19 protein-coding genes are annotated in these 24,242 nt (G+C 41.9%); 8 read left to right on the top strand and 11 right to left on the bottom strand.

Going from position 1 to position 24,242, the window contains the following annotated elements; genetic code table 11:
* The first annotated feature begins 23 nt into the window (after positions 1-23).
* Both MB380_RS03410 and MB380_RS03415 read left to right on the top strand, forming a co-directional pair.
* Positions 24-4,961 carry a translocation/assembly module TamB domain-containing protein gene (locus tag MB380_RS03410; RefSeq protein ID WP_253533356.1) on the top strand — a complete coding sequence of 1,646 codons (4,938 nt, stop codon included), beginning with the start codon at positions 24-26 and terminating at the stop codon, positions 4,959-4,961.
* The gene (locus MB380_RS03415; RefSeq protein ID WP_253533358.1) at positions 4,958-7,321 is read left to right on the top strand and encodes a BamA/TamA family outer membrane protein; all 2,364 of its coding nucleotides are present in this window, start codon (positions 4,958-4,960) and stop codon (positions 7,319-7,321) included. Before MB380_RS03410 ends, MB380_RS03415 begins: the two co-directional genes overlap by 4 nt.
* Positions 7,322-7,397: 76 nt before the next feature.
* Here the strand turns inward: MB380_RS03415 and MB380_RS03420 are convergent, their stop codons facing one another.
* The 4 genes from MB380_RS03420 to MB380_RS03435 all read right to left on the bottom strand — a co-directional run bounded on the left by MB380_RS03420 (position 7,398) and on the right by MB380_RS03435 (position 10,685).
* A complete protein-coding gene (locus MB380_RS03420; RefSeq protein ID WP_253533360.1) occupies positions 7,398-7,703 on the bottom strand; it encodes a DNA-directed RNA polymerase subunit omega in 306 nt (101 codons plus the stop codon).
* Between the two features lie 86 nt (positions 7,704-7,789).
* On the bottom strand, positions 7,790-8,689 hold the full coding sequence (locus MB380_RS03425) for an outer membrane protein assembly factor BamD (RefSeq protein ID WP_101727351.1): 900 nt from the start codon (positions 8,687-8,689) through the stop codon (positions 7,790-7,792).
* A 72-nt stretch (positions 8,690-8,761) separates the two neighbouring features.
* Positions 8,762-10,054 (bottom strand): glutamate-1-semialdehyde 2,1-aminomutase, encoded by a 1,293-nt coding sequence (hemL, locus tag MB380_RS03430; RefSeq protein ID WP_253533362.1) that lies wholly within the window; start codon positions 10,052-10,054, stop codon positions 8,762-8,764.
* Between the two features lie 175 nt (positions 10,055-10,229).
* On the bottom strand, positions 10,230-10,685 hold the full coding sequence (locus MB380_RS03435) for an Lrp/AsnC family transcriptional regulator (protein WP_101727349.1): 456 nt from the start codon (positions 10,683-10,685) through the stop codon (positions 10,230-10,232).
* Between the two features lie 292 nt (positions 10,686-10,977).
* Between MB380_RS03435 and ald the strand changes: the two genes are divergently transcribed.
* Complete coding sequence (ald, locus tag MB380_RS03440) at positions 10,978-12,090, top strand: alanine dehydrogenase (RefSeq protein WP_253533364.1); 1,113 nt, start codon at positions 10,978-10,980, stop codon at positions 12,088-12,090.
* Between the two features lie 81 nt (positions 12,091-12,171).
* The gene (locus MB380_RS03445) at positions 12,172-12,801 is read left to right on the top strand and encodes a viroplasmin family protein (protein ID WP_253533366.1); all 630 of its coding nucleotides are present in this window, start codon (positions 12,172-12,174) and stop codon (positions 12,799-12,801) included.
* Between the two features lie 70 nt (positions 12,802-12,871).
* Here the strand turns inward: MB380_RS03445 and MB380_RS03450 are convergent, their stop codons facing one another.
* Both MB380_RS03450 and MB380_RS03455 read right to left on the bottom strand, forming a co-directional pair.
* Entirely contained in the window at positions 12,872-13,789 is a 918-nt protein-coding gene (locus tag MB380_RS03450; protein ID WP_101727346.1) for a PfkB family carbohydrate kinase, read from the bottom strand.
* Positions 13,790-13,923: 134 nt separating this feature from the next.
* Positions 13,924-15,108, bottom strand: coding sequence for a hypothetical protein (locus tag MB380_RS03455; protein WP_253533368.1), 1,185 nt, complete (start codon positions 15,106-15,108; stop codon positions 13,924-13,926).
* 220 nt (positions 15,109-15,328) lie between these two features.
* Between MB380_RS03455 and MB380_RS03460 the strand changes: the two genes are divergently transcribed.
* Positions 15,329-15,919: a hypothetical protein gene (locus MB380_RS03460; RefSeq protein ID WP_101727344.1), complete on the top strand. Its 591-nt coding sequence runs from the start codon at positions 15,329-15,331 to the stop codon at positions 15,917-15,919.
* Between the two features lie 133 nt (positions 15,920-16,052).
* Positions 16,053-16,799 carry an NIPSNAP family protein gene (locus MB380_RS03465; protein ID WP_253533370.1) on the top strand — a complete coding sequence of 249 codons (747 nt, stop codon included), beginning with the start codon at positions 16,053-16,055 and terminating at the stop codon, positions 16,797-16,799.
* Positions 16,800-16,855: 56 nt separating this feature from the next.
* Here the strand turns inward: MB380_RS03465 and MB380_RS03470 are convergent, their stop codons facing one another.
* Both MB380_RS03470 and MB380_RS03475 read right to left on the bottom strand, forming a co-directional pair.
* Positions 16,856-18,478, bottom strand: coding sequence for an amidohydrolase (locus tag MB380_RS03470; RefSeq protein ID WP_253533372.1), 1,623 nt, complete (start codon positions 18,476-18,478; stop codon positions 16,856-16,858).
* An 18-nt stretch (positions 18,479-18,496) separates the two neighbouring features.
* On the bottom strand, positions 18,497-19,639 hold the full coding sequence (locus MB380_RS03475; RefSeq protein WP_253533374.1) for an amidohydrolase family protein: 1,143 nt from the start codon (positions 19,637-19,639) through the stop codon (positions 18,497-18,499).
* Between the two features lie 200 nt (positions 19,640-19,839).
* Between MB380_RS03475 and MB380_RS03480 the strand changes: the two genes are divergently transcribed.
* The gene (locus tag MB380_RS03480) at positions 19,840-20,478 is read left to right on the top strand and encodes a vancomycin high temperature exclusion protein (protein ID WP_253533376.1); all 639 of its coding nucleotides are present in this window, start codon (positions 19,840-19,842) and stop codon (positions 20,476-20,478) included.
* Between the two features lie 94 nt (positions 20,479-20,572).
* On the opposite strand, the gene ispF is transcribed toward MB380_RS03480, so the two are convergent.
* The 3 genes from ispF to MB380_RS03495 form a co-directional block, all read right to left on the bottom strand.
* The gene (gene ispF, locus MB380_RS03485; protein WP_253533378.1) at positions 20,573-21,055 is read right to left on the bottom strand and encodes a 2-C-methyl-D-erythritol 2,4-cyclodiphosphate synthase; all 483 of its coding nucleotides are present in this window, start codon (positions 21,053-21,055) and stop codon (positions 20,573-20,575) included.
* Between the two features lie 185 nt (positions 21,056-21,240).
* A complete protein-coding gene (locus MB380_RS03490) occupies positions 21,241-21,861 on the bottom strand; it encodes a hypothetical protein (RefSeq protein ID WP_253533380.1) in 621 nt (206 codons plus the stop codon).
* A gap of 24 nt (positions 21,862-21,885) precedes the next feature.
* Entirely contained in the window at positions 21,886-22,491 is a 606-nt protein-coding gene (locus MB380_RS03495) for an RNA polymerase sigma factor (RefSeq protein ID WP_253533382.1), read from the bottom strand.
* Positions 22,492-23,091: 600 nt separating this feature from the next.
* On the opposite strand from MB380_RS03495, the gene MB380_RS03500 reads away from it, so the two are divergent.
* Positions 23,092-24,231 (top strand): hypothetical protein, encoded by a 1,140-nt coding sequence (locus tag MB380_RS03500; RefSeq protein ID WP_253533384.1) that lies wholly within the window; start codon positions 23,092-23,094, stop codon positions 24,229-24,231.
* Positions 24,232-24,242 lie beyond the last annotated feature (11 nt).

Raw genomic sequence — 24,242 nt, forward strand, 5'->3', positions numbered from 1 at the left:
TTAAGTAGCCTGAATAGAATTTAATGAAAAAACTCTCACGCATTTTTATCTGGTTGATAGTTGGAGTCTTCGTTTTGTTGGGATTAGTCTTTCTGTTTGTTCAGTCGCCTACCGGGCAGGATTACATCACCATACAGGCAGCTTCGTTTCTTCGTAAAAAGCTGGGCACACCTGTTACCATTCAAAAGGTCAGATTCCGTATTCCTGACTGGGTATTGCTAGAGGGAGTGTACGTGCCAGACCTGAAAAAAGATACACTTTTGGCCGGTAAAAGGTTGTATATCGACATAGATATGCTTGGCTTGCTGTCGAACGATGTAAAGCTGAATCAGATTGAACTTGAAAACGTAAGGGTAAAAGTAAACCGTACTTTGCCTGATACCACCTTCAATTTTAATTATATTCTGAATGCATTTATGTCGAAAGAGCCTGATACCACCTCTTCCAACAATCCTTTCGATATAAGCCTGAAACGTGTAAAGCTCAATAATGTTAAAATTACCTACAAAGATGCCGTAATAGGTACCGATGCCGATGTAGATATAAAAGATTTATCGACCCAGTTTGGTGAGTTTAACATCGCCAAGTCTCAATACCACGTCGACCAGCTGAAAGGAGACGGCGGAAGCGCCAGCTTAAGGCTCTATAAACCATTGAAAACCAGTACTTCAGCTCCGGAAACGGCGGCTAAAGTCAACGCTGCCGATACACTTGATATAAATGTAGGTAATGTAGACCTGGCTAATTTTAAATGGTTGCTTGACAGCCAGGAAGATGGCCTTAAAAATGGTGTTAATCTGGGGCATTTGCAGCTGCAGGGCGATAAAATCTATCTGAACAGCCAAAAGGTGGTGTTCAGGAAAATAGCCCTGGCCAATACTACAGCGTTTGTAGAAATGGCCAAAATACCCAAGCAGGCACCCAAAGCTAAGGAAGCAGATAACGCATCAGGAGGCACGCCCGGCTGGGAGGCCATTATTGGTGATATTCAGCTAAGTAAAGTGGGCCTTCGGTATGACGACAATAATTCTACTCGCCTGACAAGGGGGCTGGATTATGCCCACCTTGATGTAAAAGACCTGGGTTTGCTGCTGAAAAACTTTATTTACAGCTCCGACAAAATTGCAGGCCAGCTTTCAAAAGGAACATTTGCCGAACGAAGCGGGCTGGTGTTGCAAAATCTTACCACAAATTTTAATTACACAAACCAAGAGATTGGGCTGAGGAATTTTTTCCTCAAAACTCCCCAAACTGTCATTCGTGATGAGATGGTAATGCGATATGATGACATTGCCGATCTTTCAAAAAATTTAGGTAGTGTGCGTGTGAAGGCCAGCATTAAAAAAAGCCAGCTTGCCATGCGCGACTTGCTGATACTTATGCCTGAGCTGGCAAAAAATGCTACCTTTAAGAATAACCAGAACGATATAATTAAAGCCGACGGACAAATTACAGGCAGGGTAAATAACCTGGCCATATCAAAGTTAGACATCAGTGGCTTTGGCGCTACCAAGGTAAAAGCTAGAGGCAGCATTACGGGGCTTCCTGATGTAAACAGACTGGGTTTCAATCTGGATATCAATGAGGTAAGCACAACTAAAAAGGATATTATAAAACTGGCTGGCCCCGGCACGCTGCCAGAATCGATTGAAATACCGGAGAAACTGACCCTGAGAGGTAAACTGAAAGGGAAAGCAGACGACCTACAGGTTGATGCCACCCTTAATTCAGACTTTGGAGTTGCCATTGTTACAGGCAAACTGCAGAATTTTGTAAAAGGCCGTAATCAGGCCTATGATGCCCGGCTTACTTTGCAGGATTTTGACGCCGGCAAACTGATTAAACAGCCTCAGAATGTAGGCAAACTAACGCTGGAAGTAAACGCCAGGGGCACAGGTATTGACCCCAAAACCATGAACGCCAGCATTTCAGGTGCGGCCAGAAGTGCGGTTCTGAATGGTTATGAGTATAATGACATTGTTCTGAAAGGCGATATTCACAATCAGATTGCTAACATTCAGACCTCATTAGATGACCCCAATGCTGATTTCAAACTCATTTCAACCATCGATTTGTCAAAGCCTTATCCGGCAGTAAAAGGGGAAGTTGACATCAGGAATATTGATTTGAAAAAGTTAAACCTGTATGCTGAAAACCTGAAATTAAAAGGGGATATAAGAGTAGACATGGCCTCCACCGATCCTAAGAATCCGGTTGGGAGTATCTGGATCAACGAAACCGTTGTAGAAGCAGGCGGGAAGGTGATTCCGCTTGATACCACCAGCCTTGTTATAAAGGATTTGCCGGATGGCCATGATATTGCCGTTAAGTCGCCGATTCTGAATGCCCATGTAAGCGGTGAGTTTGATTATATTCGTCTGTTGGATATCCTCCTTACCGAAATAAGCAAGTATTTTGTTATACCTAATCTGGCCTATACACCTGTTACAGAGCCTTATAACCTGAAGATTGATGCTAAGTTTAATCAGCATCCGCTTGTGCAGAGTTTCGTTCCTGCATTAACCAAAATGGATACCATGCGGCTTTCGGCCACGCTCGACAGCCGGAAAGATACAACCATGCAGGTATCGTTGTCAGTGCCTCTGGTTGAGTACGATTCGTCAGTTGTACGTAACGCTGGCCTGAAACTATTTGCCGTGGGCGATAAAGCTACCTACAGCGGGGGCGTAGGGCTTATCAATGTTTCAGACATGATTATCAGACGCACCAGTCTTGGAGGAGAAATAGCCGATAATGCGCTTACAGCCAAGGTTGTTCTGAAAGACTCATTAAATAAAGACAGATTTGTTATACCTGCCCGCTTGCAGTCTGTTGAAAACCAGTATCGACTAAATTTAAGTAACTCAGGTACACTGATAGATTATAAAGAGTGGCGGTCTGATTCGCTGGGTTATGTGCAATACGGAGCCGGGGGCTTAACGGTAAAGAAGTTTTTGCTTGAGCAAAACGGCCAGCGGCTGCTGGTAAACAGCACTACCGATGAGCCTAATGCCCCCATTGAAGTAAATATAGACAGCCTTCATATCAAACCTTTTGTTACCCTTGTAACGCAAGACTCTACCACCGCCGGAGGTACCATGAATGGCGATTTTAGAATTGCCGATTACATGACCGGAACGCCTGCTTTTTCGGGCGATTTAATTATCAGAAATTTTACTTTCTCGCAAAATCCGATAGGTAACCTGACACTCAATGCTAGAAATGAATCTGCTGACGTGATTTCTGCCAGGGCTTCGGTTATCAGCAATACGAATGACATTCAGCTCAGTGGTAATTACCTGTTGAATGAAAAGAATTCGCTTGATTTCAATATTGATATCAATAAATTAAGTGCGCAAACGGTTCAGGCATTCAGTTTTGGTCAGCTAAAAAACTCCAGTGGTAACCTGAGTGGTAAACTGAGCGTGAAAGGAGAGCCAGTTAAGCCGTCAATATCAGGTAATCTTAAATTTGATAATGTGGGTCTGGCATTAACCCAACTGGGTTCTAAGTATCTGCTCAATAACCAGACAATTGTGTTCGATAACAGTAACATTAAGTTCAATAATCTGGTAATAGCCGATACCCTGGGGCAAAAACTACAGGTAAATGGAAATGTAAACATTCAGAACATCCCTGATTTTGCCTATAATCTGGATGTGAAAGCCAAAAATTTTATGGTATTGAATGGCAGCCGTAAAGATAACGACTTCTTCTATGGCAAAGGATTTGTTGATGCAGACCTGAATGTGCGCGGAGTAGGAGCCAAGCCCTCTATTGAAGGCGGGGTAAAACTGAAAGAAGGAAGCGACATAACCGTTATTCTGCCTGATGACTCAATTGGTGAAACCGAAACTGATGGTGTGATTGAGTTTGTGAATATGAAAAATCCGGTTACTGAACTTCCGGCAGATACGTCAAAGGCTGCATCCAACTACGATTTTGCATCTGAAATGGCGCTGAATATTGAGGTAGACGACAAGTCACAGCTTAATATCATCATAGATGAGGTTAACGGCGATAATCTGAAAATTAAAGGAAATGCCCAGCTAAATACGGGTATAACCCCCGGTGGCGAATTTTATATATTTGGTTTGTACGAACTTTCGTCGGGGCAGTATGACCTTACGTTTCAGGTGTTGAAAAGACAATTTACCATAGAAAAAGGTAGTACTCTTTTGTGGACCGGCGACCCGATGAAAGCGCAGATTGATATAACAGCTGCTTACCCGATTGACGTGGAGCTTACCTCATTGAGCGACGAGGCCAAAAACTATGGTAAGGTTCCGGTTAAGGTGTTATTGAAAATGCAGGGTAGTTTGTCGAGCCCGAATATCAGCTTTGATATTGTACTTGATGACAGGAGAGCAACCGGCGACATGAAGAATTTTGTTGAAAACAATGCCGTCTTTTCAGCTTTCAGAGATGACCCGGTGGCCATGAACAAGCAGGTTTTCTCGCTGCTGATTCTCAATCGTTTTTCAGGCGAACAATCTTCTGATTTCTTTTCTGGAATCAATGCTGAGGCAATGGCTCGCCAGAGTGTAAGTAAAATCCTGACAGACCAGCTGAATGTACTGGCCGGAGACCTCATTAAAGGCGTAAAACTTGATTTCAACCTTAACTCCGATATCCTCACGGGGCAAACCGGTTCGGTGGTGGGTAACAGAACAGACCTGAACGTTGGCCTGAGCAAAGCCTTCCTTAACGACAGGCTGACGGTATCTGTCGGCAGAAATTTCCAGCTTGAGAACACCACAGGTATTCAGAAAAGCTCAACTGAAATTTTCGATAACATTGCCTTAAACTATGCGCTTACTAAAGACGGGCAGTATATGTTCAGGGCGTTTCGTAAAAATGAATTTTTTATTCTGGACGGATACGTTCAGGAAACCGGGGTAAGCTTTCTGATAACCTTAAGTTATGATCAATTAAAAGAATTATTGGGTAAAAAGAAATGAAAAGAACAGCAATATATATACTAATTATAGTGGCAATTAGCTTATCTGGCTGTTCGGTTACCAAGCATATACCGCCAGGCGAAAGCCTTTACACCGGAGCCGAAATTAAAATTCAGGCCGATAGCCTGGTAAGCAGGTCTCAGATTAAGGAGGTGCGCAATCAGACTTCTGAGCTGATACGGCCCAAGCCCAATAGTACACTCTTCGGGTTTCCTTACAAAGTTTGGTTTTATTATTTATTCGGCGAACCTAAAAAACAAAAGGGATTCAAGAATTTTATAAGAAAAAGATTCGGAGAAGCCCCGGTGCTGGCCAACAAAAGGTCGGTTACCACCAGTGCGGCTATTATTACCAGTATGGCAAACAATGAAGGGTACTTCAGGTCGTCTACAAATGGCGAGCTGGTGGTAAAAGGAAAAAAAGCCAAAGGGGTGTACACGGTATTTCTTAAACCCCGATACTTTATTAACGAAACCCGCTTTCTTATAAAAGACAGTAGCATTTTTCAGAAAAACTTCAAGTTGGCCGCGACGCGTACCCTCCTGAGAAAAGGAGACCCCTACCGTTTTGAAGTAGTAAAGATGGAACGCGAACGGGTTGACCAACTACTGAAACGCCGTGGTTTTTATTTTTTCAGACCAGACCACCTCATCATAAAAGTTGATACCAACCAGAGTAACCATCTGGTGAACCTGTATGTTGATTTGAAACCCACGGTTAACCAAACGTCAATCAAACAGTATCGTATCGGCAACATTTACGTCAATACAGACGCCACTGATTCACTGAGTGCAGATTTTGAACAAAAAGGAGGAATTAAAATATCTGACGTACGCAGAACTTATAAACCCAGGGTTTTTAACGATGCCATCGGTTTTCGCTCCGGAATGATATACAGTAGCATTGTACACGATGCCTCTTTGTCAAGACTGATTAACCTCCGTAACTTTAAATTTGTAAAGAACCGTTTTGAGTTGGTGCCCAGGTCTGACTCCGCGCTGATTGACGTGCATTATGAAATGACACCGATGCGAAAAAAGGCTTTGCGGTCTGAAGTAACCGGTTCATCAAAATCTAATGGTCTGGTTGGGTTTCAGTTTGGTTTGAACTGGTCTAACAAAAATATGTTCAGAGGCGCTGAGCTGCTTAACATTGGCGTAAATGCCGGTACAGATATTCAGATAAGTGGCCGTAAAAATGATAATATCAATAGCTATAATAAATATAATGTAACACTCGATTTATCATTCCCCAGGTTTGTTCTCCCTTTTTACAGGGTTAACCCAACAAGGAATCAGTCATTGCCAAAAACCAATCTTAATCTGGCGTATAACTGGCTGCAGCAAAGAGGATTGGCACTGAATGACGACAGCACGACTTTTCCTTATACCCAATATGTGCTTACGTCGGCCACCGCATCATGGGGTTATGAATGGAGGCCAAACCCGAGAGTGATACATACCTTAACGCCGTTTTCGGTCAATTTTCTTAAGCCACGTAACATCAGCCAGCTATTTGTTGAGAAAATCTTTGAAAGTAACAACCCGGCAGATTTACTTAGGTACGTAAGGGTGCTTGATACCCGCCTCATTCTTGGTGGCCAGTATACCGTTTCTTATACACCCCAGAGGCGAAACAGCAGGCATTATCTGAACTTATCGGGCGGTATTGATATTGCAGGTAATATCGGGAGTCTGTTTGCAAAAAAAGGAGCAGACGCTACCTCACCTGCCTTATTGTTTGGTGTAGCTTACGAACAGTATACACGCTTTGATGGAGAAGTAAGGTATTATTATGATATTTCGCCTAGCCTGCGTCTTGCCAACAGAATTGTGCTGGGTTATGGTATTCCTTACGGAAACTCAAAACAACTGCCACAGATTAAGCAATATTTTGTGGGGGGTAGCAATAGTATGAGGGCATTCAGGGCACGTTCGATTGGCCCGGGTCTTTATCGTGCCGACTCAGTTACGGTTTCTATTTTTGGTTATTCGTCTTATGGAGATATAAAAATGGAAGGCAACACAGAGTTACGTTACAAGGCTACCAATTATATTAATCTGGCTGCTTTTTTAGATGTCGGCAACGTGTGGATGAAGAAGGTTGACCCAATGGTTTCGGAATATGATGTTTCTTCTGAGTTTTCAAAGGATTTTTATAAACAACTGGCCGTAGGAGGGGGGATAGGCCTTCGGCTGGATTTCAGCTACATAAAACTGCGGTTTGACCTGGCTACTCCGTTCAGAAAACCCTGGCTGCCTGACGGCGAGCGATGGGTATTAAAAGAAATTGATTTTTCAAGGAAAGCCTGGCGACAGGAGAACCTTATTCTGAATATCGCTGTCGACTACCCCTTCTGACAGAACAGAAACGAACGCATAAAAGGGTGTACCTCAAAAAGAAGTACACCCTTTTTATTTCTGAAATACAAAGTTATTATTCTTCGTCTTTTACACGAAACTCTACTCTGTCTTCAGCAAATTCGTCAAGCGCTATTGAAGTTGGCTTTGGCTGACGCTCATAGAATCTTGAGATTTCTATTTGCTCACGGTTTTCGAAAATTTCTTCAAGGTTATCGATATTCGAAGCAAACTCCGCCAGTTTCTGTGTCAATTCTTCTTTGGTCTTTACAGCCACCTGTTTCGCACGTTGCGAAACAATGAATACAGACTCATAAACATTGCCTGTTTTTGCAGCAAGTTTATCTACGTCTCTGGTTACTATTGAAGGATTTACTGCCATAATATAAAAACCCCTGCCTCTGAGGGGTGCTTGATTTTGTGTAATGATATAAGATAAGAATGCCTTTTGAGGCCCCGGGCAATGCCTTATCCTTTTTTTGCAGTTTCTGCCTTCTGGGCTTCAGCTGCCTGTTTAGCTTTCAGTTCTTTTATTTCCTGCTCAATTTTAGCAATGCGCTCCAGTTCTTTATTAGCTCCGTCATACGCTTTTTGCGCCTGCTTCATATACTTGCTTTTAGGATACGCATCTATAAATTCTTCATAGAATTTAAGTACATCCAGAAAACGTTCTTTTTGTTTGTTTTCAAAACTTACCACAGCCAATTCATATTGAGACTGCACTTTCAGAAAGGCCAGTTCTTCGTTATACTCAGAGTCAGGGAAATCTCTCTGAAAATTATCAATAGCTACAACCGCCGCTTTAAAATTGGCAATTGTTACACCACTGGTTTTATAATAGAGTTTTGCCTTCTCATAGGCTTTTTCTTCCAGCCTGTGTCTGAGGTCAATCAGGTTCTGATTGGCGCTTTCGGCATATTTACTGCCCGGAAAACTATTGATAAACGTTTGAAGGGCATCAATAGCCGTAAGCGTGTTGGTCTGGTCAAGGTTGAAGTTCGGCGAATCTTTGTACATCGAAAAGGCGTACATATAAAAAGCTTCTTCTGCAAGCGGGCTATTGGCATAAGTTGAGTAAAAACTCTTGAACAAATAAGAGCTCATACTATACTGCTTCTGCTGATACTGCGAATAAGCATTAAAAAACTGCGCCTGTTCCGCCAGTGAATCTCCCTTCAACAACGGTATTATCTCTTCAAAAAGTAAACCGGCTTTATAATAGTCTCCCTTTTTGTAGTATTGGTTAGCCGCTTTGTATTTTTCTTCGGTTGTACCTTTTTTCTGTAACCGGGCAAACTTGGCCGAGCACGCTGAAGATAATACAATTACGACAAATAAAAGGGCGGTATATGGTCTTTTCAAAAACATGGGTGCAAAGATAATAAAAATTGTATGCTTTCAGAACGAAAAATCAAGCATAATTATTTTTATCACAGCCAATTAAGCCATAACTTCTTTCAGGCTGGCTTCGTTGGCCTCAAGAATAGCGCTCACATGGGCGTCAGTCAGGGCTGTTGATAAGAAAAGTGCTTCATACTGAGACGGCGCCAGATAAATGCCTCTGTTAAGCATGGCATGAAAATACCTGCCGAAGCGAGGGATATCTGAGGTTTTAGCCGACTCAAAATCAACCACAGGCTGGTCGGTAAAAAACAGGCTGTACATAGAGCCAATGTGGTTAATCTGGTAGTTTAAGCCAAGCTTTTTAAGTATTTCTTTAATACCCCCAACAATTTTACTACCGGTGTTTTCCAGTTGTGTGTAAACTTCAGGGTGTTCGTTCAGGTAAGTAAGCATGGTGTAACCAGCAGCCATGGCTATGGGGTTGCCCGACAAAGTGCCTGCCTGATACACAGGGCCTTGCGGAGATACACAGTCCATGATTTCCTTGCGGCCACCGTAAGCCCCTACCGGCATACCCCCGCCAATTATTTTGCCCAGGGTAGTCAGGTCTGGTTTGATATTGAAACGCTCTTGCGCACCTCCTTTGGCTAAACGGAAGCCTGTCATTACCTCATCAAAAATCAATACAATGCCTTCTTTGGTACACAGGTCTCTCAAGCCCTGCAAAAAGCCCTCTTTAGGTAACACACAACCCATGTTTCCTACAACCGGTTCCAGTATCAGCGCTGCCACCTGATTCTTATTAGCATCTACCAATTGCTGCACGGCTTCCAGATTATTAAATGGAGCCGTAAGGGTATCATTAGCCACACCTTTGGTTACACCCGGGCTGTCTGGTACACCCATGGTTACAGCACCGCTGCCTGCGGCAATCAGAAAAGAGTCGCCGTGTCCATGATAACAACCTTCAAATTTGATGATTTTATCTCTACCTGTAAAGCCTCTTGCCACCCGGATAGCCGCCATAGTAGCTTCAGTACCCGAGTTAACCATGCGTACTTTTTCAATAGAAGGCACCATATCAATAATCAGTTCGGCCATTTCTACCTCGCGGCGGGTGGGTGCGCCAAACGAAAATGAGTTTTTGATGGCTTCGCGCACGGCTTCTTCTACCGGCTCATAGGCATGGCCGAGAATCATAGGCCCCCATGAGTTGATTAATTCTATATATTGATTGTCGTCTTCGTCATAGATGTAGGCACCTTTGGCTTTTTTTATAAAAATAGGATTACCACCTACCGATTTAAAGGCTCTTACAGGAGAGTTAACTCCACCGGGAATAAAATTTTTAGCTCTGGCAAAAAGTGCCTCGCTTGTATGGGTTATCATTAGCCGATTTATTTTAATTCAAGTTGGGTACAAAGGTCGTTAAGAAATGGATATGAAGAAAGTTTTTTGCAATTTTAGGTAATCTTAACTGCTACGTCTTGGGCTGACCAGGGTTTACTTCATTGCAAATATGCATGCTTTCTTTTATCAGTACTCTGCATTTTTTTTATAACAATTATATCGGCAGCACCGTAGTACTCTTCACCTCCGACATTACAAAAAAACTATGGATGAGCGATACACTGGGTAGCACTGATAACTTCTGCTGGTGAAACTGGTGATAGCTTTCCATGTCTGGCACTACAATTTTCAGCAGGTAATCGAAACTGCCGGAAACGAAATCACAACTGGTTACTTCGGGCAGGTCAAGTATTGACTGATTGAAATCTTCAGAGGTATCATGCGTTTGTTTGATGAGCGTTACCTGGCAATAGACGGTCAGGTGCTTGCCCAGTTTCTTTTTATTAAGTATTGATACGTATTTTTCAATGATGCCTTCCTGTTCCATTCGCTTAATGCGGTCATGCACGGGCGTAAGCGATAGGTTTATCTGGCGGGCTATCTCTTTAAAAGTAAGGTGGGCGTTCCCCTGCAATAGCCTCAATATCTTTCTGTCGGTTTCGTCTATCATGGTGTTTATATTGCGTTTGTTTCAATTTCTTTTTTCCGGTTTAAAAACAAGTTGCCGAAAATTTTTCTTTCAGCTTATGAAATTCCTTATCGGTAAAAGAAGAAATTTATGTAAATATAGTCAATGAAAGAATTAATTTCTTATTTTTTGTTAATTAGAAAAAATATTTTCTTCGTTTGCTAACTTTGTTGTGCAATTACACTTCATCAAGAAAGAAAAAACAACCAATAACGCTACAGGTACTTACCTTGTAACTTTATTGAACACTTCATCAACAAACTTTTCATAGAGAATGATAATCGGGGTACCAAAGGAAATTAAAAACAACGAGAACAGAGTTGCACTTACACCAGCAGGCGTAGCAGAATTTAAAAAACACGGGCACTCAGTATATGTGCAGTCAACGGCAGGCGAAGGCAGCGGTTTTTCTGACGAAGAATACACCAAAGCCGGTGCCACATTGCTTCCAACTATTGAAGAGGTGTATGGCATTGCCGAAATGATTGTGAAGGTGAAAGAACCTATTGCTTCAGAGTATAACCTTATCAAAAAAGATCAGCTGCTATTTACTTATTTCCATTTTGCGTCTTCAGAAGAACTGACTCATGCCATGATTAAACAACAGGCGGTGTGTCTGGCTTATGAAACGGTAGAAAAAGCAGACAGAAGCCTGCCTTTGCTGGTGCCGATGTCTGAAGTTGCGGGCCGTATGGCTATTCAGGAAGGAGCCAAATATCTGGAGAAACCATTAAAAGGTAAAGGAATATTGTTAGGGGGTGTACCGGGTGTTCCACCGGCCAAAGTATTGGTTTTAGGTGGTGGTATAGTTGGTACACAGGCAGCCAAAATGGCCGCAGGCCTTGGCGCAAGAGTAGTGATAATGGATGTGAGCCTGCCGCGTTTAAGATATCTGTCAGACATAATGCCGCAGAACGTGGTAACGATTATGTCTAACGAATACAATATCCGTGAGGCTATCCGCGAAGCAGATTTAATAGTTGGAGCAGTTTTGATACCAGGTGCTAAAGCGCCTCATCTCATTACCAGAGATATGCTTAAAACCATGCGTGCAGGTACTGTTGTGGTTGACGTAGCCGTTGACCAGGGCGGTTGTATAGAAACCTGTACACCTACCACGCATGAGAACCCGACGTTCATTATTGATGATGTTGTACATTACTGTGTGGCCAACATGCCGGGTGCGGTGCCATATACATCAACTTTGGCTTTAACAAACGCAACCTTACCATACGCCATTCAGCTGGCTAATAAGGGCTGGAAAAAAGCATGTACCGAAAATGATGAATTAAAGAAAGGACTTAACGTTGTAAACGGAAAAGTGGTTTACAAGGGTGTTGCCGATGCGTGGGGACTGGAATTTGAAGAGGTTGCAACAGTTTTGTAAGATAACGATTGTTTTGTGCCATAAAGCCTCTTCCCTTTAGGAAGAGGTTTTTTTTATGTCTAAAAAAATGCAATTTGCAGCATGGAAAAGAAACAGAAATACTATACCGTTTGGGAGGGCCGGAAGAGTGGCGTTTATGCATCATGGGATGAATGCAAAAAACAGGTAGAGGGGTTTCAGGGAGCCAAGTATAAATCTTTCGACAGCCGTGCAGAGGCCGAAAAGGCTTTGAAAGAAAACTATTGGAAACATACCCAGAGTGGTGGCCAGAAGCAGACCAAGATACCAGCATCGGCTTTTCCTCCGCCTATTCTTGAGTCTATCGTTGTTGATGCGGCGTGGAATTCGGTAAAAAAAGACATGGAGTATCAGGGGTTTTATCTGAAAACAAAAGAAAGAATTTTTCATAAAGGCCCGTTTCCGAAGGCAACCAATAATATTGGCGAATTTCTGGCGATTGTGCATGCGCTGGCATACCTGAAAAAAATGAATTCGCCATTACCCGTTTACTCTGATTCGCGAACGGCCATCAGTTGGGTGCGCAATAAAAAAGCCAATACTAAACTGGAAGAAGCCGGCGGCAATGAAGAAGTTTTTGACCTGCTTGACCGGGCCGAGAAATGGCTGCAAAGTAATACCTACCCCAATAAAGTTCTGAAATGGGAAACGGATTACTGGGGTGAGAATCCGGCAGATTTTGGTAGAAAATAAAGGAATAAAAAACAGGCTGCCCGATACCGAACAGCCTGCCAGAAAACATGTATAGTGGTTAGATTAAAGCTTAATTCAGATTAAAGCTTGCCAGCTTTTTAAATTCTCCGAGACGCGCGTTAATTTCTTCCTGCGTAAGATTCTGGATTCTTTCAGAGCCAAACTGTTCAACACAGAAAGAAGCCATAGCCGACCCATAGATTATGGCACGTTTCATGTTTTCAAAACTCAGGTCATCGGTTTGTGCCAGATACGAAATAAAACCTCCTGCAAAAGTATCACCTGCACCGGTTGGGTCAAACACCTCTTCTAATGGCAGGGCAGGGCAGAAGAAAATGTTATCGTCCTGAAACAACAAAGCGCCATGCTCTCCTTTTTTTATGATAAGCGTTTTAGGCCCCATAGCCATAATGGTTTTGGCTGCTCTGCGAAGCGAGTAATCGCCAGACAACATTCTTGCTTCTTCGTCATTTATGGTTAAACAATCAACGTGTTTCAACAAAGCCTTTAAATCAACATTGGCAATTTCAATCCAGAGGTTCATGGTATCAACCATAACAAATTTAGGCCGGTTATGCAGGCGGGTCAGCACACGCATCTGAATTTCAGGCGAGGTATTACCCAGCATCAGGTATTTACAATCCTGGTAGGCTTCCGGAATTTTAGGGTCAAAATCACCCATTACATTTAGTTGAGTTTCCAGGCTGTCGCGAGAATTCATGTCGTTGTGATAACGGCCATGCCAGAAAAACGTTTTTCCGCCTTCTACAATTTCAAGTCCGCGGGTATCTACTCCGTGCGTTTCCAGCACGTTTATCATGCTTTGAGGGAAATCTTCGCCTACAACGGCAACCAGGTTGTTCTCTTTTACAAAATAAGAGGCAGTAAGCGTAATAAAAGTAGCAGCACCGCCAATGATTTTATCTGTTTTTCCGAACGGTGTTTCGAGTTTATCGAATGCCACCGAGCCAACTGTAAGTAAAGACATATATTGATGTGTCCCTTTAGATATTGGGTAAACGTTTATTTAGTGAAAAATAGAATATTAAATGTGTGTTTTGAAGCAAAAAACGCCACAAAATTAGTAAAAAACCTGATACTTTTTGTATTAATGGTCTACGATTAAATAACCGGATGCCTTTTGAAGGCACGGGTGTGGTCGAACAGGTAACGATAGGTGATATAAGTTTTAAATTTTCTGGCGCCCAGCAGTTGGGTTACTTTCAGCATTTTAGGGTTAAAGTCGGCTATCCAGTTTAGCTCCAGCGTGGTATACTGGTAGCCGGGTTTCCAGCAGGCCCGCGAGAAAGCCAGCGCAATGGCGGATTCAATGCCTCTGCCCTGGTATTCGGGTATAACGCCAAATATAACCCCACGTGCTTTATGATTGGTTTTCATCAGCCGGTGATAAACCCATTTCAGTTTCCCGATTATATCAAGCTTGCCATTCAGGTGCTTGATAATCTGATTCAGTTCAGGAATCATGATAAAAAAGGCTATGGGCTTGTTGTTGTGGTATCCAAACCACATCAGTTCTTCAACCAGAATTGGCTTCATCTGGTGCATAATAGCTTCGGCACGCTCGGCGGTCATTTCACCGGCGGCCATATTTTTCGACCACGCCAGATTATAGATGGTCCGGAAATCCTGGGCAAATATTGAAAGCTCTTTTTTGTTTATGTGCCTGAAATCATATCCGGGCGAGTTATAAACTCTGTTGGCAATTTCAAACAGTGCCGGGCGTAGCACTTTTCTGGCTTCTTTTTCTTCAAGGGGCAAAAGGAAAGTATATTGCCGGAAATAATCCTGAAAACCATATTCCTCAAAAAATGTACGGTAATATTCATGATGATAAAACATAGACCAGGTCGGTTCGGCATCATAAGGGTCTACCAGCAGCCCCCACCAGTTGTCTCTTTCACCAAAGTTAACAGGCCCATCCATTGCCTCCATGCCTCTGGCTTTCAGCCACGCCTTACAAGTATCAAATAAAGCAAATGCTACGTGTTTATCATTAATGCATTCAAAGAAACCTATTCCGCCTGTTGGCTGGTCGTTGCTGTAAACCACAGTGTTTGGGTTAACAAACGCTGCCACACGGGCTATGGTATCTCCGTTTTCATTCAGGGCCAGCCACCGTATGCAATTATTGTTTTCATGAAGCGGGTTTTTTGTGGGGTCAAAGATGCGTTCAATATCATTATCAAGCGGTCTTATCCAATAAGGGTTGCCGTTATACAGCCGTACCGGAAACTCAAGAAACTCTTTTCTGAAATGCTTATTGTTACCAACTTCTACTATTTTCATACTAGTTTTTTCATTTTGCCTTACAAATGTAAAGCAAGAAACAGGTTTGCCCAAGTACGCAATACCTATATTCAGAATTGGATTGAAATGGGAAGTTGTAGAAGAAACAAAGGTATTCGTCGTGTATTATGCGTGTTTGAGAGTGGTTTATATTTTTAATTGTTAAATTCGCACTACCCAATAACCATAATTATTCTAAAAAGTAAATCCGGTAATTGAAATGAAAAAGTTAATTCACATTGCTTTAGTTTTATCTTTTTGTTTGCTGCTTATAAATGTGGCAGTTGCGCAGCGCATAACACTTGAAAACGTACTTGATGAAACAGTAAAACTTTTGGATAGCGGTAAAACAGCCGAATTGGCAGAGTCTTTAAAAACCAGCAGTATTGCTGTGCAAAGCGAAGCCAATACACGCGGTAATGAAATGAAGGAAAAACTGCTGGAGCAATCAAAGACACTTAAAAGTTATATTCCGATGGCCACCAGCGGAACCCTGAAAAAAGATGTGGTTGAACACACCATTGCTACCATAAGACTCACAGTGGCGGCCAATAATATTAATAACCTGTTGAGCGAAGGGAAAGAAGGGCTACTGGGCAATGCCAAAATACTTACCAGAAGTCTGGGAATGTTGAAGGCAGGTATGTATACACTTGATACCAAACAGCAAAGTAAATTAAACAACCTGATTAGCTCGGCAGCTGAAAATGTAACCAGGCTGGACGAAAAAAATGGGGTAGCACAGAATGCGGCATCGTCGGCCAAAAAGACCCTGAGTAAAATTGTAGACCTGGTAAAAGAAGCTATTTAAGTGTATTGTTAAAGGCATCATTCAAAACTGCCTCAGTAATTAAAGATAGTTTTGCGGCAGCAAAAAATATAATTCACTTGGGCGGGTTTGTTCATGCATTAAAATAACTTTGTAGTCTAATCAATCTCAATCTATGAAATCAATACTTTACCTGCTTATTATTACATTTTTTTCAATGGCCGCCTATGCCAGAAAACAAGATACGCGTTACTATGAAATGCGGATATATTATTGCGAACCAGGCAAACTGCCCGATTTGCTGAACCGGTTCCGGAATCATACCACCAAGCTTTTTGAAAAACATGGAATGACCAACGTTGGCTATTGGGTGCCTATAACAAATGAAAAAAATGCACTTTATTATGTGCTGTCGTATCCTGATAAAGAAGCCAGAGATGCATCATGGAAAGCTTTTGGGGCAGACCCCGAATGGAAAAAAGTAAGAGAGGAGTCGGAAAAGAATGGTAAAATTGTAGCTAAAGTTGAATCAATTTTCATGAACACAACAGATTTTTCGCCTGCGGTGAAAACCCGGAAGAAAAACCCTGAGCGAGTTTTTGAACTAAGAATTTATACGGCTGATAACGGTAAACTGGACGACCTGCTGGCGCGTTTCAGAAATCATACCTTAAAGCTGTTTAAAAAACATGGAATGGAAAATGTGGTGTATTGGAAAAGTATTGAAAAAGAAGGTACGCAACCAAGACTTGTTTATTTGTTAGCACATAAGAGCGAGGCAGCCGGAAAGGCGTCATTTGATGCGTTCAGAAATGACCCTAAATGGGTTAAAGCCCGCGATGAGTCGGAGAAAAACGGGAAACTGGCTATCAAGGTAGAATCGATTTATATGACACCCACAGATTTTTCTGAAATCAGATAAATCCGGGTTAATCTATAAAAAATGAGCTGAGGGCAAACTCAGCTCATTTTTTTGTGTTACTTTTTCTCTTTATCTTCTCTCACCGTCGGATACTTGATGCCCAGTTGCTCCAGATACGTTTTGTATTTGGTGGGGTCATAATAATATTTACTTAGTTCCGGACGATACTTCTCCATAATCTCTTGGTTCAGGTGTATGGCTGGTTTATCGTCTTTTGATATCAGCGGAGTATATTTTATTTCCTTTGTTTGTTCTTTGTTATAATAGTCCCACGCTTTCCGGATAATTTCGGGCTTAAAAAGCATATCTAATACCGTTAATGCCTCAACTTTGGCGCCGGCGGTGCAGCCCTTATGCGCAATAGGTGTAGCCATAGTAATGGCATTGGCCCAATGGTGCCCAGGCATACCTGGCATATTAGAAGGGTAACGAAGCACAACGGTTGGCAAAGACCACGCAATGTCGGCAATGTCGTCAGACCCTCCCTGGCGTATAATATTCGGGGTGTACACCGGCTCGGCAACGGTATCCAGTTTTACTGCTAATCCATCTGTTTTGGGCGACTTCAACTCTTTTTGTGCCGCTTTGGCCAGTAGCTGGTCTTCTTCCGACCATTGTGGCAAACCAACACGCCTGATATTATGATACATCGTTTCGGCAATGGGTTTATTAAAATGACCCGGCCAGGCGCTACCCAGAATCTCATAAGTAAACCTGGTATCAGTCATAATGGCCGCTCCCTGTGCCATTTTAAGGCCGTTATCAAACAGATTCTTGATCCGGGGGTAAGTACGCTCCCTGAAATAGTACCACACTGTTGCTTTTGAGGGTACAACGTTTGGCTGGTCTCCGCCGTCAGATATCACATAATGCGAACGCTGGGTTGTTTCCAGGTGTTCACGTTTATAGTTCCACGCAATGTTCATCAATTCTACGGCATCAAGGGCACTTCTGCCTCTCCAGGGGGCGCCCGCCGCATGAGCTGCTTCTCCTTCAAAATGAAATTTAACCGAAACCAACCCTACATTGCCTACGTCTCCCCATGCTACAGACAGGTTGTCGCCCACATGAGTAAATATACAGGCATCTACATCTTTAAAATATCCCTCTCTTACATACACAGCTTTGGCGCCTACCTGTTCTTCGGCTATACCCGGCCATAGCATTAATGTTCCCGGAATCTTCTCGCGTTCCATTATCTCTTTCAGTGCCAGCACAGCCGTTATATTCAGTGCTTGTCCTGAATTGTGGCCTTCGCCATGCCCCGGCGCACCCTCAACAATAGGGTCTTTATAAGCCACACCGGGTTTTTGTGAGGCTTTCGGGATACAGTCAACGTCAGAGCCTATGGCGATAACAGGCTTGCCTGAACCCCACCTGGCTATCCAGGCGGTTGGCATGCCGGCTACACCTCTTTCAACAGTAAAACCATTTTTCTCTAATAGGCTTGTAAGGTATTTAGAGGTCTCAAACTCCTGAAAGCCTAGTTCTGCAAAGCTGAAAATCTGGTCGTTTACCTCTTGCGTAAATTTCTGGCGTTCATCAATTTTTTTAATAACCTCCTGTTTCAGTAATTCAAGTTTGTCAGGAGCCGGCGTAACTGCTTTTTTCTTTTTCTGAGCGTACGCCAAGCCGCTGCTCAGCAACAATGCCAGCGCAAGCATGAAGTGTTTTTTCATAAACAAAGTAGTTAGGGTTTATTTAGGAAACTGGCTTTTGTCAAGACCAGGTACAATTTTAAGGGCATTTTTATAATATACTTTCTTTAACACCTCGTCTGGCAGGCCTAATCCGTACATTTTCCAGTAAGCGTGGTATTTTTTATGGTACGGGAAATACTCATCTTCAGACTCCAGCACACGGAAATACGTCTGGTACTCGTCTGGTACCCAGGAGTCTTTTCCAAACAAAATTCTGTCTTGTCGTTTAATGAAGAATTTCTGCGCATTGCGTGGCTGGCGGCCTAATTCTGCTATAACCGCGCCAATTTCCACATACATATTCGGAAACGCATCCATTAGGCTATCCAGCTTGGCCAGGTTGTTCGGAAACCAGCCCATGTGCGCATTTATAAAAATGGTCTTCGGGTTTTTTCTGAATACATTATGTTGCTGTTCAATGAGCTGCTCCCAGGTAAAGTCTTTACCGCCTGAGGCGTCACGCTTACGGCCAGGGTGGGTTTTCAGTTCAAGCCAGCGTTCATTTTGGGCATTGACAGGGTCCCAGAAAGACGAAGGGTCTGCTGTATGAATCAGTACCGGAATCCCCAATTCTCCGGCTTTTTTCCAGATTGGGTCAATGCGGGGGTCATCAACAGCCACTACTTTTCCGTTATCGGTAACATTAAAGCCCAGGCTTTTATAAATTTTTAAACCCTTGGCACCACGCAGTTTTACGTCGTCTTCAAGTGTTTTTACCGCATTGGTTGTCCAGCCGGGCTCACTGATTTTCGAAAAATCAATATTGGTAAAAACTGCAAAACGGGTAGGGTAATTAGTTTTTACGGCGTCAATCTGTTTTACCAGTCCTGCGGTACTTTTAGCTTCATCCTGATTAAACCCACGCCCACTCAGATTAACCATTATACCCATATTCATTTTGTCCATTTCAGTAATGAGCTTCCGGAGGTCTTCTTTACTGCCCATATCCCATTGGTGATTATGGATATCAATAAAAGGGAATTTGGCGCGCGTAATAACCTTGCCGGGAACAACCAGTGTAGATTTGGGCTCGTATTCCTCAAAGGTTACGGCACCTGCGTTATCTCCGATTTTTATCTGCTGTGCAAACAGGGGGCTGGTGGCCAGTAGTGTGGTAACGGCCAGTGCAAATTTTTTCATTAATTCTTACAGGAGGTTAATGTTTTTATATTGCAATATAATGAAAAAGATAAAATTATGGCAGAAGAATATACCATTGAGGGTAATATTACATAATTTAGTAATAAAGTTGTTATTCCATCAGTTGGTTGTATAGCCGGTGGTTAACGGTGCCGGGTTTGCTTTAACGATATTATATTTCAATTCTTGGTTAAGCTATTATGAAAAAGAAAAAGCTGATTAGTCTGTTTTTGCTGGCAGTTATTACCCTGGCAATTATATCTATATACGTATGTGATTCAGTAATCAAAACCCAGGCAAAAGGAAGGCTCTTTTCAAAAGTAGATGAGGTTCCGTATAACAGAGTAGGTCTGCTTTTAGGAACCGGCAAGTTTATCAAAAGAGAAGGGTGGCTTAACCCGTATTACACAAAAAGAATTGCGGCTGCTGCCAGTTTGTTAAAGGCTGGTAAAGTGAGGTATCTGATTATTAGTGGCGATAATAGTAGAAAGGATTATAACGAACCAGAAATGATGCGTGAAGATTTGGTAAAGGCCGGTGTTGATTCTACCCGCATATATCTTGATTATGCCGGATTCAGAACCTTTGATTCTATGGTAAGGCTTAAAAAAATATTCGGACAGGATTCTGTAACGGTTATTTCACAATTATTTCATAACGAAAGAGCCATTTACATTGCGTCAAAAGAGGGTATTGTAGCTTATGGTTTTAATGCAAAGGATGTAATAGCAGAGGGAGTAATGGCCAGAGAAAAACTGGCCAGAGTAAAAGTATTTGTAGACTACCTGATGGCCAAGGAGCCAAAGTTTTTGGGTGAAAAAGTAAATTTGCCGGATTAAGGCATCAAATGCAGTTGTTTTGTTGGTTAAAAAAAGAACTCAGTACTAAGCGGAACTATTCCTGAGTTCTTTTGAAGAGGGTCTACATTAAATGTTAAGCATTTTTATAGATTAGGGCAATTGCGTGGGCTTCCAGCCCTTCTTTTCTGCCTACAAAGCCCATTTCTTCAGTAGTTGTAGCTTTTATTGATATGCGGTCTTCTGATAGTCTGGTAACATCAGCAATGGCCTTTACCATTTCTGGAATATACTTCCCGATTTTGGGTTCCTGCAGGCAAACTGTTGAATCAATGTTGCCAATCAGATAACCCTCTTTGTTGAGCATTTCTGTTACAATTTTAAGTAAAATCTTGCTGTCTATTCCTTTCCAGCGGGGGTCGGTGTTTTTAAAGTGTTTGCCAATGTCGCCCATAGCTGCGGCGCCTAAAAGTGCATCACAGATGGCATGCAAAAGCACATCAGCATCTGAATGCCCAACCGAACCTACACTATGTGGTATTTTAACTCCTCCGAGCCATAAATCGTAGCCTTCACCCAGCTGATGCACGTCATAACCTTGCCCTACTCTTATATTCATATTCAATGTTTTAAATAATGCGGTCTTATAAATTGCCGTAAAACTACTAATTTATCTATTAACCGGCTAATCTGAATCAAATTTGGCTTCTTTCAGTCAGCAACCGGCAAGCGGGTATAAAAAAAACATATCAGGCAACTGACTTAGCGTTGCCTGATATGTTTTGTATGTCTTAACTACGATTGTCAGATAATCTTACCCCAGAATATTTGCCAGTGAATTTTGGTTATTTCCCAGGTAGAGAATGGTCTTCCGGTGTCTTCCCACTTAACCTCGTCAAATATCTTCTCGGCTTTTTCTGCCTCACCTGTTTGTAGATAGGCCACCACAAGCATCCATTTAGATTCGTTCTGGAAGTTTTTGCTAACGTTTTCATCAACCCTCAGGTGTTCAAGAATCTTGATTGCTTCAGAAAGGTTCTTACCATTTTCTACCATTGCCGATGCTCTTTCATAGTCATTGGCTCTGGTCTGGGTTTCAACATTTACGATTTCTTCGTCACCGCGATAATCGAATTTTTTTGAAGAAAAAGTAACAGAAGTAGAAAGCAAAAAGAAAAGAATAGCCGCAGCCGCACTGAAAGAGCCAAAAACATAGGCCAAACCTTTTTTAGGTTTGTGTACATCTTGACGAACCTGGCTTACTGTGGCCCTTACACTAGCTCTTAAAAGGCTTTCTTTCACACGTTTCAGTTCCTGAACCTGTTCGTAAAGGGCTTGATTAATCTTCAGCTGGTTTTCAAATGCCTGTTTTTCTTTCTCCGCCATCGTGCCCGTCACATAATCTTCAATCTGATTTTGCAGCATACCATCCATAGTTTTTAAAGAAATTTATTGATGATTAGAGGATATCATTTCCATAATTTTTTTCAGACACTTACTTTTTGCGTTGCGTACTGTCTGGTCATTTTCAAAAGTACCATTTTCTATTAGTTTTTTTGATACTTCCTGCATTGACAAGCCGTCTACTAAACGCATTTCAAGAATCTGACGACAATTTTTGCCGAGCTTATTAACAAGGCTTATATAGTATTCCCAATTTTCTTTTTCAATCAACATATCGTTTACGTCATCTTCCAGCTTGTCCCATTCAGCCATATAACGGTTATGACGTTCTTCTCTGGAGGTTTCCTGCGATACGTATCTGAACCATAAATTTTTACAAATACTTTTAAGATAAGTCTCTAAAGTAGCATCTTTTAGAGTAAATGACCCTTTTTTTACGTTCACAACAAAAGCTTCAATTGCTTCCCAAATTATGTCTTCCGGTTGTTTAGCATAATCCCTTCCAGTGCTTCGGTGGACAATAAACCTTTCCAGCGAAACATGAAATTTCTTATATAGTGCTATTAACGCCTCATGTTCTTTGCGTCCACCTGCCAGAATCCCCTCAACTATCGATTCATCTGACGGGTGTTTAGGTAAACCAAGAATCATATTTCAGTTATTAATATCAATCCCCCCCCTTAATGTAACCATAGCCGAGAGTTTTTTTAAAGGCTTGTGTTTAAGTAAAGCGATCACTCAATGATATTGTTTACTTTGATAGCTTCTGACAAATTGATTTCGACCTAAATTTAAGGCTAAAATTATATAAAACAATTCACTATCTATCAAAGAAATAAAAAAATAAAAAATAAAGTTACAAAATCCCGGTCTGCTTATATTAAAGACCAAAGTTTATGAAGTACTAAATCTACACATAGTACTTTACCAGTTTTGCATAATGGCTAAAAAATTGAAAAAAAATAAAATCTATGGTTACAAATCCACCCACTGCTGATATTAAAACATACAAATACTCTATAGCCATTAAAACCATCCCCTCACCCAAAATTTTACTAGGGTTAGGGTTAATTAGTTCAAGAATCCCCCTTATTTCGTCTCGAAATGGGGGGACATTGACTTTGTTCAAAGTTATATGTAAAAAAAGTGGCAACAAAGTTTTCCTTCCAACAAAAATTGAAGATATTTGTTTCAATACCTGTATAATTGCCAAATCCTTAACTTTGTAAACATTTTAATTAATAAGATGTAATGAAAAATACTATACCTTTTTTGTTTTTGCTGCTTGCTATTCACTTTAATAGTTTTTCTCAAGCTACCGTTATTACTGCTGGCCCGATGGCTAACGTACAGCTGCCCGTGTTGAAAAACAGCGACATCATGGTGATGGAGTCTCCACGGTCGGGCATGATGGTTTTTGATGTTACTTATGGCGTTGTGAGAGTATTTGACGGAACAACCTGGCGGTGTGTGGGTTGCGGAGACGAAGGATACACAAGTGCGCAGCTAGCTACTGTGGAATCTTTTACTTTGGGAGCCTCTAAATCTGTTTCAGGTACTTTGTTTTCGGCGATGAGCCCCGGAACTTTCAAACCGGCTGATAACGGAATCGGAACTATCAAGATCGGGGGTAAGCAACCCAACGGATTTATACTGGATAATCAGGATGTGGTAGTTTTTGATTCTCCGCTGCCCTTAAAACTTCAGTTGCTTCCTCAGAACGAGCTTTTGAACCTTATTAACCGTTGCCAATGGGAAAAACCAACAACGTACACCCAGCCGGTTGATATCATAACAGAGTCTAACGACACTGACCTGACTTATAACGTAAGAGAAGCCGGTGATTTTGAGCGCAAGGAAGGAACTATCCTGGGCATGAAGGCCTATAAGTTCCAGAACAAGGTTTTTATTGAAAAATATAATGGCTTTGCCAATTTTCTTGACGACCTCGTTACGCCAAAATCGTCTGTTAACCTATATACGGCTATGAACCTGAACCCTAAGTTGTATACTGTGGTTAGTTCGTCTCCTTGGTTTGCTGTTAACGATGGCATATTGACATTCCCTTCAGGGAAAAGACCAGAAAGTAATTACGGGATCATTTATTTTATTGCCAAGTCTAAAGACCTTCCTAATTACCGCATCAGAATTTTTACGCATCGCCCAAGCAAGGCCAATGTAAAGAAATATTACGATGCTAATGGTAAAGTGCGCAACCGCAATTCTTACCTGAGCGAATATTACATGAAAGCCTTGAATGCCAATATTCCTTCAACCTTAGATTTCTCGGCTACATCAGCTGCTACTTCCAAGTTAAGGGCATCTGACCCGCCTCCAAAAGTACCGCCTCCAACAGCAGGTACAGAAGACGGTTTTGATACTACTAATTGATGTGTATTATA

This window comes from Emticicia sp. 21SJ11W-3, from assembly GCF_024138715.1.
GTDB classification, from domain to species: Bacteria; Bacteroidota; Bacteroidia; order Cytophagales; family Spirosomataceae; genus Emticicia; species Emticicia fluvialis.

Bases quoted from the DNA above. Each gene is read 5' to 3' on its own strand.
- MB380_RS03445 (WP_253533366.1), top strand. From the start codon at position 12,172: ATGGAAAAGAAACAGAAATACTATACCGTTTGGGAGGGCCGGAAGAGT.
- MB380_RS03410 (WP_253533356.1), top strand. From the start codon at position 24: ATGAAAAAACTCTCACGCATTTTTATCTGGTTGATAGTTGGAGTCTTC.
- MB380_RS03470 (WP_253533372.1), bottom strand. From the start codon at position 18,478: ATGAAAAAACACTTCATGCTTGCGCTGGCATTGTTGCTGAGCAGCGGC.
- MB380_RS03500 (WP_253533384.1), top strand. From the start codon at position 23,092: ATGAAAAATACTATACCTTTTTTGTTTTTGCTGCTTGCTATTCACTTT.
- hemL (WP_253533362.1), bottom strand. From the start codon at position 10,054: ATGATAACCCATACAAGCGAGGCACTTTTTGCCAGAGCTAAAAATTTT.
- MB380_RS03490 (WP_253533380.1), bottom strand. From the start codon at position 21,861: ATGCTGCAAAATCAGATTGAAGATTATGTGACGGGCACGATGGCGGAG.
- MB380_RS03420 (WP_253533360.1), bottom strand. From the start codon at position 7,703: ATGGCAGTAAATCCTTCAATAGTAACCAGAGACGTAGATAAACTTGCT.
- MB380_RS03435 (WP_101727349.1), bottom strand. From the start codon at position 10,685: ATGATAGACGAAACCGACAGAAAGATATTGAGGCTATTGCAGGGGAAC.
- MB380_RS03465 (WP_253533370.1), top strand. From the start codon at position 16,053: ATGAAATCAATACTTTACCTGCTTATTATTACATTTTTTTCAATGGCC.
- MB380_RS03475 (WP_253533374.1), bottom strand. From the start codon at position 19,639: ATGAAAAAATTTGCACTGGCCGTTACCACACTACTGGCCACCAGCCCC.
- ispF (WP_253533378.1), bottom strand. From the start codon at position 21,055: ATGAATATAAGAGTAGGGCAAGGTTATGACGTGCATCAGCTGGGTGAA.
- MB380_RS03460 (WP_101727344.1), top strand. From the start codon at position 15,329: ATGAAAAAGTTAATTCACATTGCTTTAGTTTTATCTTTTTGTTTGCTG.
- MB380_RS03455 (WP_253533368.1), bottom strand. From the start codon at position 15,108: ATGAAAATAGTAGAAGTTGGTAACAATAAGCATTTCAGAAAAGAGTTT.
- ald (WP_253533364.1), top strand. From the start codon at position 10,978: ATGATAATCGGGGTACCAAAGGAAATTAAAAACAACGAGAACAGAGTT.
- MB380_RS03495 (WP_253533382.1), bottom strand. From the start codon at position 22,491: ATGATTCTTGGTTTACCTAAACACCCGTCAGATGAATCGATAGTTGAG.
- MB380_RS03415 (WP_253533358.1), top strand. From the start codon at position 4,958: ATGAAAAGAACAGCAATATATATACTAATTATAGTGGCAATTAGCTTA.
- MB380_RS03425 (WP_101727351.1), bottom strand. From the start codon at position 8,689: ATGTTTTTGAAAAGACCATATACCGCCCTTTTATTTGTCGTAATTGTA.
- MB380_RS03480 (WP_253533376.1), top strand. From the start codon at position 19,840: ATGAAAAAGAAAAAGCTGATTAGTCTGTTTTTGCTGGCAGTTATTACC.
- MB380_RS03450 (WP_101727346.1), bottom strand. From the start codon at position 13,789: ATGTCTTTACTTACAGTTGGCTCGGTGGCATTCGATAAACTCGAAACA.